The following is a 14,777-nucleotide window of genomic DNA, read 5'->3' as shown; positions in this document are numbered from 1 at the left end:
GTGGATCAGAAAATCCCGATGCGCGTCCAGGTGCTTGTGGCGCGACCCGTCATCCTTGTAGGCGCTGATTTGCTTCTCTTCCAACTGCAAATACTTACGCACCGTATTGCGCGAGATGCTCAGTTCCCGACTAATGGCACGGATCGACAGCCCCTTGCCCCGGTCATACAGCCCTTTGATCTTGTGTATCACTACCCACTCCTTCACTGACGCGCTCCCGTTGTCTTTTATATGGCAGGAACGCTACACGTTTCATGGCTTTGCAGCCACCGTCAGGTGGGTCAAAACTATTGGCCATTAGTGGGTCATTTTAATTGGCCATTAACAAGGGCGATTAAGCCGAATAGTGGCTGGCGTGAGGCACTGCTCGGCCGGGCATCACGCAGGTAGCTGACAAGGGCTTCGCCCACTTCATTGAGCAGTGGGGCATGCTCAATCGCGCCTCCCTTGCCGTGGATAACAAGTTCGCCCTTGCGCCACAGGATATCGTCGAGCGTCAGGGATATCACCTCGCTTGCACGTAAGCCCAACTGAGCGAACAGCAAAAGAACTGCGTAATCCCGGGCCCCGCTCGGCGTTGCACGATCAATGGCTGCAAGGATGGCAGACTGCTGCTCGGGAGTAATGAATGCCGGCACCGTCGCTTGGCGCCACTTCCTGACGGACGGCACCGAGTCGGACATGTCGGCGGAGGTCTTGCCTCGCAGGAACAAGAATCGGCAGAACGCGCGCAGAGCAATCGCCCTCAGTCTTGTGACCTCTCCGGACTTCTCTGCAGCTTGGGCCAGCAAGTGGTGGCGCATCGTCGTGACATCAAATGCGTTCAGAGCCAGCTGCCCATCGCCTGTGTCCTGAGTTCTGAGATATTGCAGGACGTAGGGGCCGTAGACTTGGATCGAGTTCTCGGCAAGGCCTCTCTCGTGCCGTAGGTATGCCACGAAATCTGCGTGCAGTACCACGCTTGCCAGGACTTTACCCGACGCGGCCGGGGAGACAAGCCCGCGATCGCGCAGGTGACCCAGAAGGCGTCGGATCACGCCGCGTTCGAGCTGGATACGGTCGGCAGGCGCACCGGGTAAACGGCTCAAGAATGCATCGACAACAGTGTCGTCAAGGTGGCTTAGCGTTACGTCTTCACGCGATGCCCACCGGGCAAAGGCGCAAAGCACCCAACGCCTCTTGTTGAGCGTGTGCTCGGCATAACCGGCGGAATGTAGATCGTCCAGAAAGGTGTCGATGACATCGGACAAGAAGCGGGTCGGCTCAACCCGATGGGATGATTGGATAGCGGCTTGCATGCTGGTCTCCTGGCCGGCGTGACTGCCGGCCCGAAAATAGCATAAGCATTATGCCGCCAGCTTCTCTACCCAACTCTCGACGATATGTGGCCTCACGGGAACGAGGCGGCATAATCCTGGAGGCGGCATAACTGGATCGAGAACCAAATCAGACCCGTTGCCATTGGCCGCGCCAACTGGTTGTTCGCGGGCTCCTTGCGCGCCGGACAGCGGGCGGCCGCCGTCATGAGCCTGATCCAGTCGGCCAAGTTAAACGGCCACGATCCATATGTCTATCTGAAGGACGTGCTTACGCGTCTGCCGATCCACAAGGCCAGCCAGATCGACGAGCTGCTGCCGCATAACTGGCAACCCTCGGCCCTATAAATGACAACGCACGCCATTGGCGTGCGTGTCAACCTGTGTTCCCCGCGCGCTTACCGAAAGCCATCGTATTGGATGCGTATCCGTCTGTTGCCGCGCCGCCTGCGGCTTTTTTTCGTCCTGATATGGGTATTGCTTATTCAGCGTGGGTGACGAAAAGTCGTGTCCAGAGCGGTAGTCTTGGCGTTGCTCGCCACAAAAAATTGATTTGTTCAGGGCCGACTCTTTAGCCATCATCTTAGGCCATTCGCTTCGACCAAAATTTGTCTGAAATTTCGAACATCCATGTCAAATGATCATTTGCGAATTTACAATTGATGCTGCTTGCGCGCCCGCATAAAAAAATTCGTTTGTGTATGTTCCTTAACCCAACTGATCAGGTCTTCCACCCGCGTGAATGAGTGACTGACAGCACCGGTAATCATAGGATTATTCCCAAATGGTGACAATCGCCGAAAATCTGTTTGCAAGGAAACGCACAATTTCCCCAAGCAATAAGCGTAACCGAGCTCCATTGCAGCTCCTTCGTCGACGGTACGTCCATCTAGCAAGATTAGCAACAAATCGCATCTGTGGATCGCATTAAGATCGTTCTTAAAAATAGCCGACGACGCACGCTCGGCACTCATTCCGGATTTGATCAAATCCGGAATCAACAGCCCGTCTTCTTGGGGCAAATAAACATCATAAAACTCCTCCAACAGATGCCTAATGTACACGTTGTATGAGCGTTCGGCTTCATTAAAAAGCGGCCCTGCCATGTAAATCATCGGGCGCGAATTTAAATTTTCATGCTTCATATCCCTTCTCCTCGATACTCAAAAGAAGTTGGTGCATATCCGCCTCTTCGTATTTATTATTGAAAATAACTCGCGCGACCTCCTTAACCACCTCGCTTGGGGTTTTCTGGAAGGCGTTGACTATAGTTAGCCCGATAGCCGGCTTTAATTTTTTATATACATGTAGCAGCTCATCTTGTTGAGTCTGAAGCTTTTCCTCAGTGGTGTTTTTATGGAGTGATATTGCGCGTTCTGCCATGACCCCGGCGTGATTCTTCAGGAAAACCACGTGCCCAGGAACAAGTCGTCTGTCAGTAGCTAAGCCGGGCGTTATCGCCTCACGTAGCAGTTTCGCCTTCGCGGGCCACTCTGTCTTGTCCAAAGTGAACGCGAATGCGTCTAGTGGGGCCCGGTCTATTACATGAATTCCAGAGTAGGCGGTATTCATGAGATTGAGATTCTTTTGATTCACCTGATCTGCAACCCAACGATCAATTTCATTTTTTTGGTCGTCGGTAAGCAAATCGGGAGCCTTCTCCATATTAGGCGCGCGCTGCTCAGTCCATTCGTCCTGAGTCAGCATGCTTCGAAAATTGCCTACAGTGGTACTTTTTCCTGCGGCAACTGAGCCAACAACGAAAAACCGAAAGGACCAATGTTGCACGATCTCCTGAGCAAATGCAGAAAAATCTTTTTCGTCGGCTGAGATTAAAGTCGCCAGCGCACTAATTTCGTCTGCTGTTAGAAACAACGTATTTAGATTGTAGACATTGAAATTTGCAGCAGCGTCAGCGTTATCGCAAGCCACGTCTCGCTTAGCTGCGTCGCGAACAAATCGAACAAAATAATGAAAATGGCCCGGAAAATGGATTGCTGATTGACGAAGCAAATGTTTCAATGTCGGATCTTGAAGCGAAAGCCCTATAAGCAAGCAGGTGGTCTGAGAAAAATGTGTTGCGAGGGATGCATATCGTCCCGCCATGCTGTCAATTAATTGATCCGCGAAGGCATCCTCCGCAAAAACCATATGATCGCTTGGTCGCTCCCTCTCTTCGTGAGGCAGAAATCCGTTCGGGTGATAAATTACGCCACCGGGCCGAGCATTAAGTTGAACGTTACCACTCCAAAGAGTTCGATAGCCTCGTGTGCGCTCCCCATTTTTTTTACTCTCTTGAAGCAAAAGACGCTGCAATGTGTCGTCGAAATTATAGGTGACAGTCAGCGGAGATTTCTTGATTATCGGCAAAAGCGATTTCAAATACTTATCGTCGCGGACCAATTCGTTAATGTTATCTGGAAGATCTTTATACAGACATTCGCGTACGATCTTTCGCCACCCCGCGCGCAACTCCATCTCTCGCATTTTTGAGGTCTTATGATCCGTTGAGGTATCAACGTCACATTTTGCTTTGTAATATTGGAAAAGCTGTTGCGCAAGAGTTGTACTGTTTACGCCGGTACCTGCAATTAATTGATTGGCTTGTATGTCTTTATGCTTAGCGATTCGCTCAAGCAGCGCTATCCAGCTTGGAAATTTGAAATCGAGTCCAATTCCCGCCCCAAAAACTAAGCCAAATTGGTTACGCGCAAACTGCTGTCGCATGTGGACAACCGCTTTCGCGTATCGCTGAAGAACAGACTTAGACGCGTCGGATCGAAGGGCTGTATTATTGTTACTCATAGAAAATTTAAAATAATTGTTGTTGGCCGATAGCGCCGCGCTGCATATGCAAGCGCCAATTTTGCGGAGCGAGCGACTTTTCCGAGAGACGCCCCTCTTCGTATCGCGTTATAAGCTCTTCAAAAATAGATAAAAAATTCGGATCGTAACTGTCGCCGACATAATTTACATTCCAGAGGCCACTGCTCTTAATCTGTTGAGTAGGGCTAAAATTGCCGAGCCATTGGGTGCCTTGCACATCAATGGCGCCCCCCCCTGTCAGTAGCGAAATGGCGTTTTTTTCGATATAGGAGCGGTCGCTGTCGGCACTCGCCGCGTCCACGACTGGTAAATAGGCAACGTGCAATTTCCTAAGGTATTGAGATACTTCAGTTTCCAGCTGCCGCTCAGACTCGCGCGTTTCTCTAGTCGCATTACCACCCACACCCCAACTCAATATTTCTCGACCTTGGGCAGCTAGGATAGCATCTCCAACGTGGAGTCTAAAAACAGATGATCGGTGGCTTCCCGTACCATCGTCATTACCACGGTGAGTCCGTAGTCGTTGCCACAATAACGATTTTGAACCCTTGCTTACCCCATGAGTTCCGACACGCACAACGCGAAGCGTTTCCCGATCATAAAATCGAGTTAATTCGTGAGGGCCAAAGAAGAAGTACACGCCCGCCTTTGAGAGTGGTTTGCCCACTAGTTCACTAAAGGCGGTCATTTGTCCGGGCATTTGCTGTAGCCGCAGCATCAAATCATAAAACTTCTTGTAATGACTCATCTGCGCCGGATTTCCATTAACGCGCGTCAAGATGTTCACCCCCGCGTCTTCTGGCAAATCGCGAAAAGGGGAGGTAACAACGGCACCCGCTTTTGCAAGGACCCCTTGTAAAATTTCACTGTAAACCTCGCTAGCCAAAACGACAAGATGCTGGTTCAGCAGCTCATTCTTCGAGAGTTCAGACAGGATGCGGTCGCCCCACGTTAGCTTGTCTCTAATCGGAAGAGCGTTCAGATCCAAGTCGTAAGGATTGAGGACTTGATCGGGGAAGACAAGGCCGTATTTAGCCGAAATAATGAACCATTCAGCCCCATAAAGTTCTGCGAACTTGCGCGCCTGGCGAAACCGTTCAGAAACGTAGAGATCCCTCGCGGCAGCTGGCACGTCGAGTTTTCGCTTGCCGCATGAAACCAGCACCACCGGCCTTATAGGCTCCATATTCTTCCCCGCCTCCGGTACGGGGGCTCAGCACCAAAGTAAATTTTAAGTGAGAAATCTCTTCTGGTGACCGGCTATAGGAAAGTAATAACTTGAGCCGTCATCGGTCGATATCGACTCGCTAACAGAAGAGGTGCGCACTACTGCCCGCAAATGACCGAGGATGTGTGGAAGTTCACACATCCTCGGTCGAAAGTGACCGTTAGAGTTTAACGCTAATCGATCTGACAGTACATGTATTCCCAAACGAGTCCGGTACGCAGCCTATTCAGCATGGGAAAATCGCCCGGCTTCTTTACCTTTAGAAGAGAATTCTCCAGCAACTGGCCGCTGCTTAGGAACTCCAAGGCAGACGAGTTGGATCGTAGGCTAGCACTCGCGGCCGAACAACATCTGTGAGCCCACGAATCGCAGGCATACGCTAAATGCACGGTGCCCAACGGCCGCCTCAGGCTCGCACCAGGCCGCGCGCGCTGTGGGCGACCGGGCCAAACCAGCTGTTCAGTCGGGACATCACCTATTTGCCGACCCGCATCAAGGGCGTTTACTTTTACCTGTATTTATTCATGGATCTATTCAGCCGCAAGATTGTAGGCTGGCAGATTTACGAAACGGAAAGCAGCGAGTTGGCCGGCGAAGTAATTCGGGACATTTGCGAGCGTGAGAACATTGCGCCGCACCAGGTCGTACTGCATTCGGATAACGGCAGTCCTATGAAGGGATCCACCATGCTGGCGACCCTGCAAGCATTGGGGGTAGCCCCTTCCTATAGCCGCCCGGCGGTAAGCAACGACAACCCATTCTCAGAGTCGCTATTCAAGACGTTGAAATACCGGCCAGCGTACCCGCGTCAGGCGTTCGAGGATCTTGCAGCAGCCAGAGCCTGGGTAAGCGAGTTCGAGCGCTGGTACAACCATGAACACCGCCACAGTGCGATCCGCTTCGTGACGCCGTCTCAGCGCCATGCCGGCCAAGACGGCGCGCTACTGGCGGGTCGCGCTGTAGTTTATGAAGCGGCTAAAGCGCGTAGGCCCGAGCGTTGGAGTGGCACCGTGCGCGACTGGTCCCGGGTGGCCGTCGTTGATCTGAATCCCGAAAGTACAGCTAGCCCATGTCAGCCCCATTCTGAAGTGGTAAGGCAGGTTGCATGAATCCGTTCCACCGAGCGACAACTAGCTTGACGATTACCGCATGCGGGGATGAGTTGTAGTGGTCTATCAACTCTGATTCCTTCTGCCGATGGTATGAATTCCCTATAACTCTCCCGATTGCTGTCGGCCGTCTCCTGCTACGCTAGGCGAAATCCCGTTTTATGCCTGTTAGGAACCTTAGTTTGAATTCGCCCGGTACTGCCAATCAGCAAACATCAGCCAATAGTTTGACCGTCGTGGACGAAATTTCTTCTATTGATAATAAAAACCAGAGTTTCGTTAACGATGAATTGGAAACGCTTTACTATCAGGCGGCCTATTTTCAAAGAATAGGTCAGATTGACGCTGCCAGGGTAATCTATGAAAAAATTCAAGGATATATAGGAACTGATGAGAGGCCAGATAATAAGGAAAACAAAGGGAAAATAATATTCGTTACGGCTGCCGAGCGAGCGAGGCATAAAGCATCTTTTAAAAAAACCTCATTAAGCCAGAGCAGTGTGAAAAAACGTGATGACATTTTCAAAAAGGCTCTTTCTGCCTTTAATGCTGAAGATTTTGACGTGGCCACACTGTTGTTTGAATCGGTTTTGAAGATTGATAGTCACTGTTTGCCTGCCTTGGTTAACTTGGCGATGATTTTTTTCAAAAAAGAAGACTACGACAAATCTCTGGAATATTCGCACCAGGCGATTTTTATTGATCCATACCGTGTGTCCGCGTTAAACATGGTGGGGCTTGTATTGATGACTCTTGGATTGCTGACCGAATCCCTTGAGTATTTTGATAAGGCCCTTGCGATTGATAGCGATTATCAACTTGCTTATTTGAACAAAGGCAATACATTAACAAAGCTGAATCGTTTGGATGACGCCCTTCTAAACCTTAGTAAAGCTATTGAAATCAGCCCTTCTTTGATTTCTGCGTATTCAAGCAGAGGCCGGTTATTTATGCAGATGCGCCGTTTCAAAGAGGCTTTTAACGACTTTAAGCAAATATCGACATCCGGCTTGGATGGCATCTTTTTGTGCGTGGGAATAGCTTTGGACGGGCTTGGACGCATAGAGGAAAGCGTCGAGTATTACGATCGGCAAATTGCATCCGACGCGTCGGTTCACCTAGCCCATAATTGCAAAGGCGGAGCGCTATTGAAGTTGGGCCGCTATCCCGAAGCTTTTCGCGCATTTGAACAAGCAATTGTTGCTAAGCCAGATTATGCATCTGCGTATTGGAACCTTAGTCTTCTTCTGTTGTTACAGGGAGAATACAAGCTAGGTTGGGAATTGTATGAGTGGCGTTGGAAGAAAGAGGAGTTTCAAAATAAAGAACGCTTCGTTAAGAAACAGCCTTGGCTTGGTAAGGAGGGCATACGCGGCAAGACCTTGCTAATTACCGAGGAGCAGGGCTTTGGGGACATGATCCAATTTTGTCGTTTTGCCTTACTAGCGCAAGACATGGGGGCAATGGTTTATGTGGAAGCTCAAAAGCCGTTAATCAACCTTTTTAAAAGTCTTAGTCCAGCGATACGTCTCGTGGAAAAGGGTCAGGCTTTACCTGCTTTTGATCATTACTGCCCCATGATGAGTTTGCCGCTGGCGTTTCAGACATGTGTAGAAACCATTCCGGCATATGAGCATTATTTGGCAGTGGACCCCGTTCGGCAAAAAAACTGGCTTGATCGGTTGGGCATGACAGACAAGTTACGCGTGGGAATTGCATGGTCGGGAAGCACCAGTCATCAAGGGGATGCCGCTCGAAGCATCTCGTTTGACGAGTTTTCCACTTTGTTATCGGTGGATGCCGAATTCCATTGTTTACATAAAGAGTTCCGAAAGGAAGATTCTGAGCGGTTGGCAGCCTTCCCGCAGCTTCGATTTTGGGGTAAGCACATTGATGATTTCGCGGATACGGCCGCACTTATTTCAGCAATGGATGTGATCGTTAGTGTTGATACCTCTGTTGTTCACTTGGCTGGCGCGCTTGGCAAGCCAACATGGGTTTTATTGTCATTTTCCCCCGATTTTCGTTGGTTCATCAACCGGGACGACTCACCTTGGTATCCAAGCGTTCGCTTATTTCGACAACAGCGTCTTAACGATTGGTCCAGCGTGCTAAATGAGATCAAGCGCACGTTGCTTGCAGTTACTTCCGAGGCGGAGCAGCCGGAGCCAACTGAGGATTCGAGCGTGAGTGGACAGTCTCTTTCGGTCGATACGGCGCCAGCAACGATGGTGCTGCAGCCAATTAAAAAAACGGTTCCGTGTAAAATTTGCGATACTGCTGCAGAGCTATATGGCGTATTGGACTTTAATAAAAACTGTTTAGAGGGCAATGGTGTTTACTTACCTCTAGCGGGAGTTCCTGTTTACTATCATCAATGTACCAATTGCGGATTAATTTTTACCGCGGTGTTCGACAAATGGATTTCGGAGGATTTTGCTTCCGCAATGTATAACGATGAGTATATTAAAGTTGACCCAGAGTATAAAGAAATCAGGCCAAGCAGCAACTCGACAATGGTTTTTGATTTCGTTAAAAAAATAGGTGCCACAACGGTTTTGGATTATGGCGGCGGCCAAGGCCGGATGGCGCAGTTACTTAGAGGCCGGCAGGTGGATTGCGACAGTTGGGACCCAATGGTTGCCTCCAGCTTTAGCCCACAGCAAAACAACTACGATTTAGTGACCTCGTTCGAGGTATTCGAGCATACGCCAACACCAATAGAAACTACACAACAGATTTTGTCGTTTTTGCACGAAGACGGCTTGCTGCTGTTTTCCACGCTAACGATTGATAATCTGCCACATCGGAATATTGATTTTTGGTATATCGCGCCAAGGAATGGTCATATCACTATTCATACGAAAAAGTCATTGACTCTGATTTTTGGCCGATTTGGCTGGAAAGTTCATCATTTTTCTGATGGCCTTCACTTAGCGTTTAAAAACAAACCCAATTTTCTTTCCTAGCGGTGGATAAGTACTTAACAATTCTAGGTTTACAACTTATATATGAAAAACGTAACGCGCCCTTTAGCCTTTGTGCTGGCTTCAACCAATCACGGCACTCTTATTGTTAATCGTAATGACTACCAGATGGTCGATAAAAGCCATGGATATGGAGTAGGTTTTCAGCTTTTAAACCAATCTTGTTTTGATCCGGAAGAGGTCGACTTAGTGTTAAGGCTGCTTGAGCTTCGGCGTAAACACTTTGGTGATGGCGTAGTTGCTTTTGATTGCGGCGCTAATATTGGTATACATACTGTCGAGTGGGCTCGATTGATGGCCAATTGGGGAAGCGTGATTGGAATCGAGGCGCAAGAGCGTTTGTATTACGCGTTAGCTGGCAATATAGCCATTAACAATTGTTTTAATGCTACGGCCGTTCACGGGGCTGTGGGTGCCGAAAATGGAATCCTGTCTATTCCTAGGTTGGATTACAACACGACGACGAGCTTTGGCTCGTTTGAGTTAAAGAAACGGACAAATACCGAGAGCATTGGCCAACTTGTCGACTATGAAAATAATATGCAGGAAATCGGGATCGTGTCCATTGATTCATTTGATCCGGCGCGGCTTGATTTTATAAAGATTGACGTGGAAGGTATGGAGCTTGACGTGCTAGACGGTGCCAGGCAGTCCATTGAAAGGCATTGGCCTCAAATGTTAATTGAGTCGATTAAAACCGATAAAATAGAGCTGTTGCGTCGTTTCAAGCAATGGGGGTACGAAAGCTTTGAGCTGGGTATTAATTTCTTGGCGATACATGAAACCGATCCATCGCGCGCAGCTATAACAGTAAATAATACCTAAACACAAAGCCAGCCCTATGGCTGGCTTTGTACTGCATGCTTGGCCTATAGAAGCATCGACTGATATCGGTAGGCACGAGGCGAACCTCGTGCCTTGCTCTTTACATTAACGCAATAGCGACAATACAGTTTGCGGGACTTGGTTGGCTTGAGCCAGGACCGAAGTACCAGCCTGTTGCAGGATCTGTGCACGAGTCATGTTCGACACTTCAACTGCGTAGTCTGCGTCTTCGATACGTGAACGAGCCGATGTCAGGTTGGTGACAGTATTGCCTAGGTTGGCAATGGTGGACTGGAAGCGGTTTTGTACTGCGCCCAGTTCGCCGCGTAGCGAGTCAACTTGAGCAAGAGCTTCATCAAGTTTCGTCAGTGCATTTGCCGTCCCGGCTCCGTCAAAAATGTCGGTTGGATTGGTGACGGTAGCCGTTGCCGAGTCTCCATAACCAGTGGCAGCAGCAAAAGCGGTTGTGACCTTGTAATTGTCTCCATCAAGCGATGCATAAGTTTGCAGAGTGGCATCCTTATCGCTGTTATAACCAACTTTTACTAAGGCGCCGTTGATTGCTGAACCGGTGGTCCCATCACTGTTGGTAACAGTTACGCTGGTGACTACAGCAATGTCCGCTGTGTCTGCAGTGCCTGCGGCCGCACTTTTTGTGTGCGCAACTGCGTATGTCTCACCACCTGCTCGTATCACATAGGTGTCGGCTTGTAGAGCCCCTGTACTGTCCTTCACTTGGTGCAAACTAATATCGTCAGCTGTCAGCGTACCGCCGCCGGCATTGAGTTTCGTAAGTGCGCCAGAAATATCGATCGCTACGGTGCTAACTCCACCGATTGAGCCTGTTGTTAGATCAATTGCATCGCCAACGCTTAGTGCTTTCCGTTCGACCGTAAAGCCATCCAGCTTCAATGTTTTAGAGCTGATTTCTTTTAGGCCAATATCGATTTTTTCGTTGTCGTTTGCGCCCACTTGAATGCTCAGGTTGGTTGCTTCGCTAGACAGTACTTTAACGCCGTTGAACTGAGTTTGCTTGGAAACACGGTTAATTTCGTCCATGCGCTGACCGATTTCGTCTTGAATCGACGTGAGGTCGGAGGCCGAGTTCGTACCGTTTGCAGCCTGAACCGACAGTTCGCGAACACGTTGCAAGTTGTTGTTGATTTCGTTCAATGCGCCTTCGGTCGTTTGAGCGATCGAGATACCGTCATTGGCGTTACGAGTAGCTTGCGTCAAGCCTTTGATGTTAGCAGTGAAGCGGTTGGCAATAGCCTGACCTGCTGCGTCGTCTTTAGCGCTGTTGATGCGCATGCCGGACGATAGGCGCTCGATGGCGGTGCCGAGAGCCGATTGGGATTTAACTAGATTACCTTGGGCAATCAGGGAAAGCGAGTTGGTGTTAATGACTGACATGGAAACTCCTGTTGAAGAAATAAGTTCGACGAAGTGAGCTTCGTCTGAGTGTCAGGAAGAACTACGCTTGAGGCTACAGGCCCGTCGTCGTGCTCTGCAGTTACAGATTCAAATCGTTTTCTTCATGTTCACAGTCTGTTTAACGGCTGCACTCAAATAAACTTTAGCTTTAGGGGACAATCTTGTTGCTGTGGCGGCGAACGCTGAAATGCGCGCTGGGATGCCCAGCGAAAGGTTCACGGCATGACCATGCCAACGGGTTGGGTTGTAGAACATTTACGTGGACAAAGAGACTCACTCATTTAAACCTAGGCTCTTCGCTCTCGTCCAAAAAACGACGAATTATTCGACACAAAAAGGTGCGCTATTTCGGAGCCCTAAAGCTATACATATGTGTTCAACAAGTCATTCACTTATCAACATCCAACAAAGGGGCGGATATGGCAAATATTGGATACGCACGGGTTAGCACCAACGAGCAGAACCTGGACATGCAGCGTGACGAACTCACGCAAGCAGGAGTCGAGACGATCTACGAAGACTGCGCTAGCGGTTCAGACTGCTAATCGGCCTGAGCTACAGCAATGCCTAAAGGCCTTGCGACAAGGCGACACGCTAACAGTTTGGCGTCTTGATCGTCTGGGGAGAAGCTTGCACGATCTTATTGACATTGTTACTGACTTGGAAGCGCGAGGGGTCACGTTCAGGTCGCTAAAAGAGGCGATTGATACGTAAGCGCTCCATAAAGCTTTCAATTACCCATAATTTTTGCTCCGATGGCGACATCCAGAGAAATGTCAGTCAGTCTTGAGAAGCCTCGTCAGATAACGACGTTGCCGGGTGGAGGATCGCTAGCGCGGGCACGGTAGCCGCCAAGACGAGCGACACAAACTAAATAGTCACCGAGCTTTCGGTGGTGGCCCGGCGGCTTTGCACGGTTGACAATCAGATGATCAAGTAGCGTTAGCTCAAGCCTTGTAAAGACAGTCGTCGGTTTGGCCCGGTGCTGCGCGGTTGATCATCGTCAGCCAAAAGATCCGCCAGCTCAAAATGCAGAATGTCGCGATCAAGTTCACCAGTCGGTCAGCGGTTCGCAGCCGTGCGTCTTCGGCTTTGCAGCCAGACTTCAGGACTTTCTGGAACACCTCAATCTTCCAGCGCAAGGCATACCAGTCCAGTCTTTCGATCGCCTCGGCGCGAGATCGTACGGGCAAATCCGTGATCAGCTTCCAGTCTATGGCGTCGCGCCCCTGCGGCGTAGTGCGCTCGCGCGCATGGATGACTGTTAGCGTTAATTCAGGATAGCGCTTTCGCTTGCCTACTGGGGGGTAAAACGCGAATGCGACGATACCTCAATTCGAGAACAACTCGGTGGATGTGTCCTTTATAGTCGCGCACATCCAGACGATGCAGTCCTTTGCAACGTACCTCTTTCATTTCATCGGCAATGGTGCGGGTACCATCGCCGGCCAGCCGGTCCACAAAGGTACTTGCCCGGTTTCCACGTACAGCAAGAAGATGATAGTTTCTTGTTAACGGAGAACGGAAATGAAAGAAGGCAAAGTACTCAAACGCCAATATACGCAGGAATACAAATTGGAATCCGCGCGTCTGGCCCAATCGGTGGGGATTAACGAGGCGGCGCGCCGCCTCGGCCTGCCTTCTGCCACGCTGGGTAACTGGAAGCGGCTGCTGGAGAAGAGCGCCGTATTAGCCGGGATACGAGCGCGAGCGTACCAACCAGGCCCCCAGCGTCCGGTCTCGGAACTGGAAGCCGAGAATAGTCGCCTGCGCAAGGAGTTGGCCAGTGCCAGGCTGGACGTTGAAATCCTGGGAAAAGCCACGACGTACTTCTCCAAAGGATTACGGTGAGGTACGCCTGGATCGACACGCAACGTACGCTCTACAGCGTGTCCCGCTTATGCGGGTGCTGCAGGTATCGCGTTCTGGCTATTGCCAGTGGCGGGTTCGCCGGCCCAGCCTCGGAAGCCTGCCCAACGGCGTACTGGATGCGCAGGTCAAGGCCGTCCACACGGCAAGCCAGCGCAGCTATGGGCGGCTTCGCATCGTGCAGAAATTGCGTGAACACGACCAGCGTATCCGTCATGAGCGAGTGCGTCAAAGCCTGGTGCGCCAAGGTCTGAGGCTGGTCTACAGACGTCGTTATCGCAACACCACGAACTCGGACCATGCGCATCCGGTGGCGCCCAATGTCATCGCGCATCAATTTGATAGATGGGCACAGGATCAGGCCTGGGTTGGTGATGTGGCCTATGTCGCCATGCAAGAGGGCTGGCTCTATTTGGCCGCGATATTGGATCTGGGGACTCGCAGAATCGTGGGCTGGTCTCTGAGTGATCGGATGACATCAGACTTGGTGTGCGATGCCTTGAAATCGGCCTATTGGCAGCGCAAACCGGCACCAGGACTGATCATGCATACCGACCGCGGTAGTCAGTACGCCAGCCGGCCCCATGGAGCACTACTGCAGGATTACGGTATGGTTGCTTCCATGAGCCGGCGGGCGAACGCCTGGGATAACGCCGTCATGGAAAGCGCCTGGCCTCATGGGCAGGGGTCTGTCCTGGCAATAATGAGTCAGCGGGAAAACGCAAATCCGGTCACATGCGCCGTGGCAAACCGCTACGTCAGGCGCCTGTTGTGCAAATTTGCTCACGCCGCCAGCCACACTCAATCGGTTTTCAAATCGAAATTCCAGGCCCTGGTGATCCGACGCGGCCATAAACGCGCGATCATCGCCATCGGCCACAAAATTCTGCGAACGACCTTCTTCATGCTCAAGCGTGGCGAACACTACCCGGACAGCACCACGGATTATGAGGCCCTGAGCGTTCAAAGAAATGCACCACGCTGGATCAAGGCACTGACCAAGTTCGGATTTATTCAACCGACCAGCGCCTGATCCACGTAGTCACCTGCGATATGTAAAGTGGACCCATTTGTCAAGACAGATTTCGTCCGGGTTTAGGCTGCGTCCATCTGTTCAATTGCAGCGGAATGGCGCTGCCCCGTTGATGCCAAAGTGGACCGTCCACACTCGGTGAAACGATCT

Annotated in this window: 8 protein-coding genes and 6 pseudogenes; 7 read left to right on the top strand and 7 right to left on the bottom strand. The window is 50.7% G+C overall.

Going from position 1 to position 14,777, the window contains the following annotated elements; all coding sequences use genetic code 11:
• Both CR159_RS20765 and CR159_RS20760 read right to left on the bottom strand, forming a co-directional pair.
• Positions 1–192, bottom strand: a pseudogene (locus CR159_RS20765) (HTH domain-containing protein); the annotation flags it as partial.
• Between the two features lie 113 nt (positions 193–305).
• Positions 306–1,298: a tyrosine-type recombinase/integrase gene (locus CR159_RS20760; RefSeq protein ID WP_102075850.1), complete on the bottom strand. Its 993-nt coding sequence runs from the start codon at positions 1,296–1,298 to the stop codon at positions 306–308.
• A gap of 126 nt (positions 1,299–1,424) precedes the next feature.
• Here CR159_RS20760 and CR159_RS20755 point away from each other — a divergent pair.
• Positions 1,425–1,664, top strand: a pseudogene (locus tag CR159_RS20755) (transposase domain-containing protein); the annotation flags it as partial.
• Between the two features lie 305 nt (positions 1,665–1,969).
• Here CR159_RS20755 and CR159_RS20750 read toward each other — a convergent pair.
• From CR159_RS20750 to CR159_RS20740, 3 genes are all read right to left on the bottom strand, one after another.
• Positions 1,970–2,461, bottom strand: a complete 492-nt coding sequence (locus CR159_RS20750) for a nucleoside 2-deoxyribosyltransferase (protein WP_102075849.1) — start codon at positions 2,459–2,461, stop codon at positions 1,970–1,972.
• On the bottom strand, positions 2,451–4,043 hold the full coding sequence (locus CR159_RS20745; protein WP_158238584.1) for an SIR2 family protein: 1,593 nt from the start codon (positions 4,041–4,043) through the stop codon (positions 2,451–2,453). Before CR159_RS20745 ends, CR159_RS20750 begins: the two co-directional genes overlap by 11 nt.
• A gap of 85 nt (positions 4,044–4,128) precedes the next feature.
• Positions 4,129–5,328 (bottom strand): GIY-YIG domain-containing protein, encoded by a 1,200-nt coding sequence (locus CR159_RS20740; RefSeq protein WP_102075847.1) that lies wholly within the window; start codon positions 5,326–5,328, stop codon positions 4,129–4,131.
• Between the two features lie 440 nt (positions 5,329–5,768).
• Between CR159_RS20740 and CR159_RS20735 the strand changes: the two are divergent.
• From CR159_RS20735 to CR159_RS20725, 3 genes and pseudogenes are all read left to right on the top strand, one after another.
• Positions 5,769–6,479: pseudogene (locus tag CR159_RS20735) on the top strand (transposase); the annotation flags it as partial.
• 182 nt (positions 6,480–6,661) lie between these two features.
• Positions 6,662–9,448 carry a methyltransferase domain-containing protein gene (locus CR159_RS20730; protein WP_158238583.1) on the top strand — a complete coding sequence of 929 codons (2,787 nt, stop codon included), beginning with the start codon at positions 6,662–6,664 and terminating at the stop codon, positions 9,446–9,448.
• 42 nt (positions 9,449–9,490) lie between these two features.
• Positions 9,491–10,291 (top strand): FkbM family methyltransferase, encoded by an 801-nt coding sequence (locus tag CR159_RS20725; protein ID WP_102075844.1) that lies wholly within the window; start codon positions 9,491–9,493, stop codon positions 10,289–10,291.
• A 105-nt stretch (positions 10,292–10,396) separates the two neighbouring features.
• Here the strand turns inward: CR159_RS20725 and CR159_RS20720 are convergent, their stop codons facing one another.
• Positions 10,397–11,704: a flagellin N-terminal helical domain-containing protein gene (locus CR159_RS20720; protein WP_102075843.1), complete on the bottom strand. Its 1,308-nt coding sequence runs from the start codon at positions 11,702–11,704 to the stop codon at positions 10,397–10,399.
• A gap of 440 nt (positions 11,705–12,144) precedes the next feature.
• On the opposite strand from CR159_RS20720, the pseudogene CR159_RS22030 reads away from it, so the two are divergent.
• Positions 12,145–12,436, top strand: a pseudogene (locus CR159_RS22030) (recombinase family protein); the annotation flags it as partial.
• Between the two features lie 236 nt (positions 12,437–12,672).
• Here the strand turns inward: CR159_RS22030 and CR159_RS21470 are convergent.
• Positions 12,673–12,918: a transposase gene (locus CR159_RS21470; RefSeq protein WP_143705496.1), complete on the bottom strand. Its 246-nt coding sequence runs from the start codon at positions 12,916–12,918 to the stop codon at positions 12,673–12,675.
• A gap of 334 nt (positions 12,919–13,252) precedes the next feature.
• On the opposite strand from CR159_RS21470, the pseudogene CR159_RS22025 reads away from it, so the two are divergent.
• Positions 13,253–14,261: pseudogene (locus tag CR159_RS22025) on the top strand (IS3 family transposase); the annotation flags it as partial.
• Positions 14,261–14,627: pseudogene (locus CR159_RS22020) on the top strand (transposase); the annotation flags it as partial. The pseudogenes CR159_RS22025 and CR159_RS22020, both read left to right, overlap by 1 nt.
• Between the last annotated feature and the right edge of the window lie 150 nt (positions 14,628–14,777).

Source organism: Pollutimonas subterranea (genome assembly GCF_002849655.1).
Lineage (GTDB): Bacteria > Pseudomonadota > Gammaproteobacteria > Burkholderiales > Burkholderiaceae_B > Pollutimonas > Pollutimonas subterranea.
The sequence above is the reverse complement of the archived record's forward strand: the minus strand, read 5'-3'. Positions and strand labels throughout refer to the sequence as shown.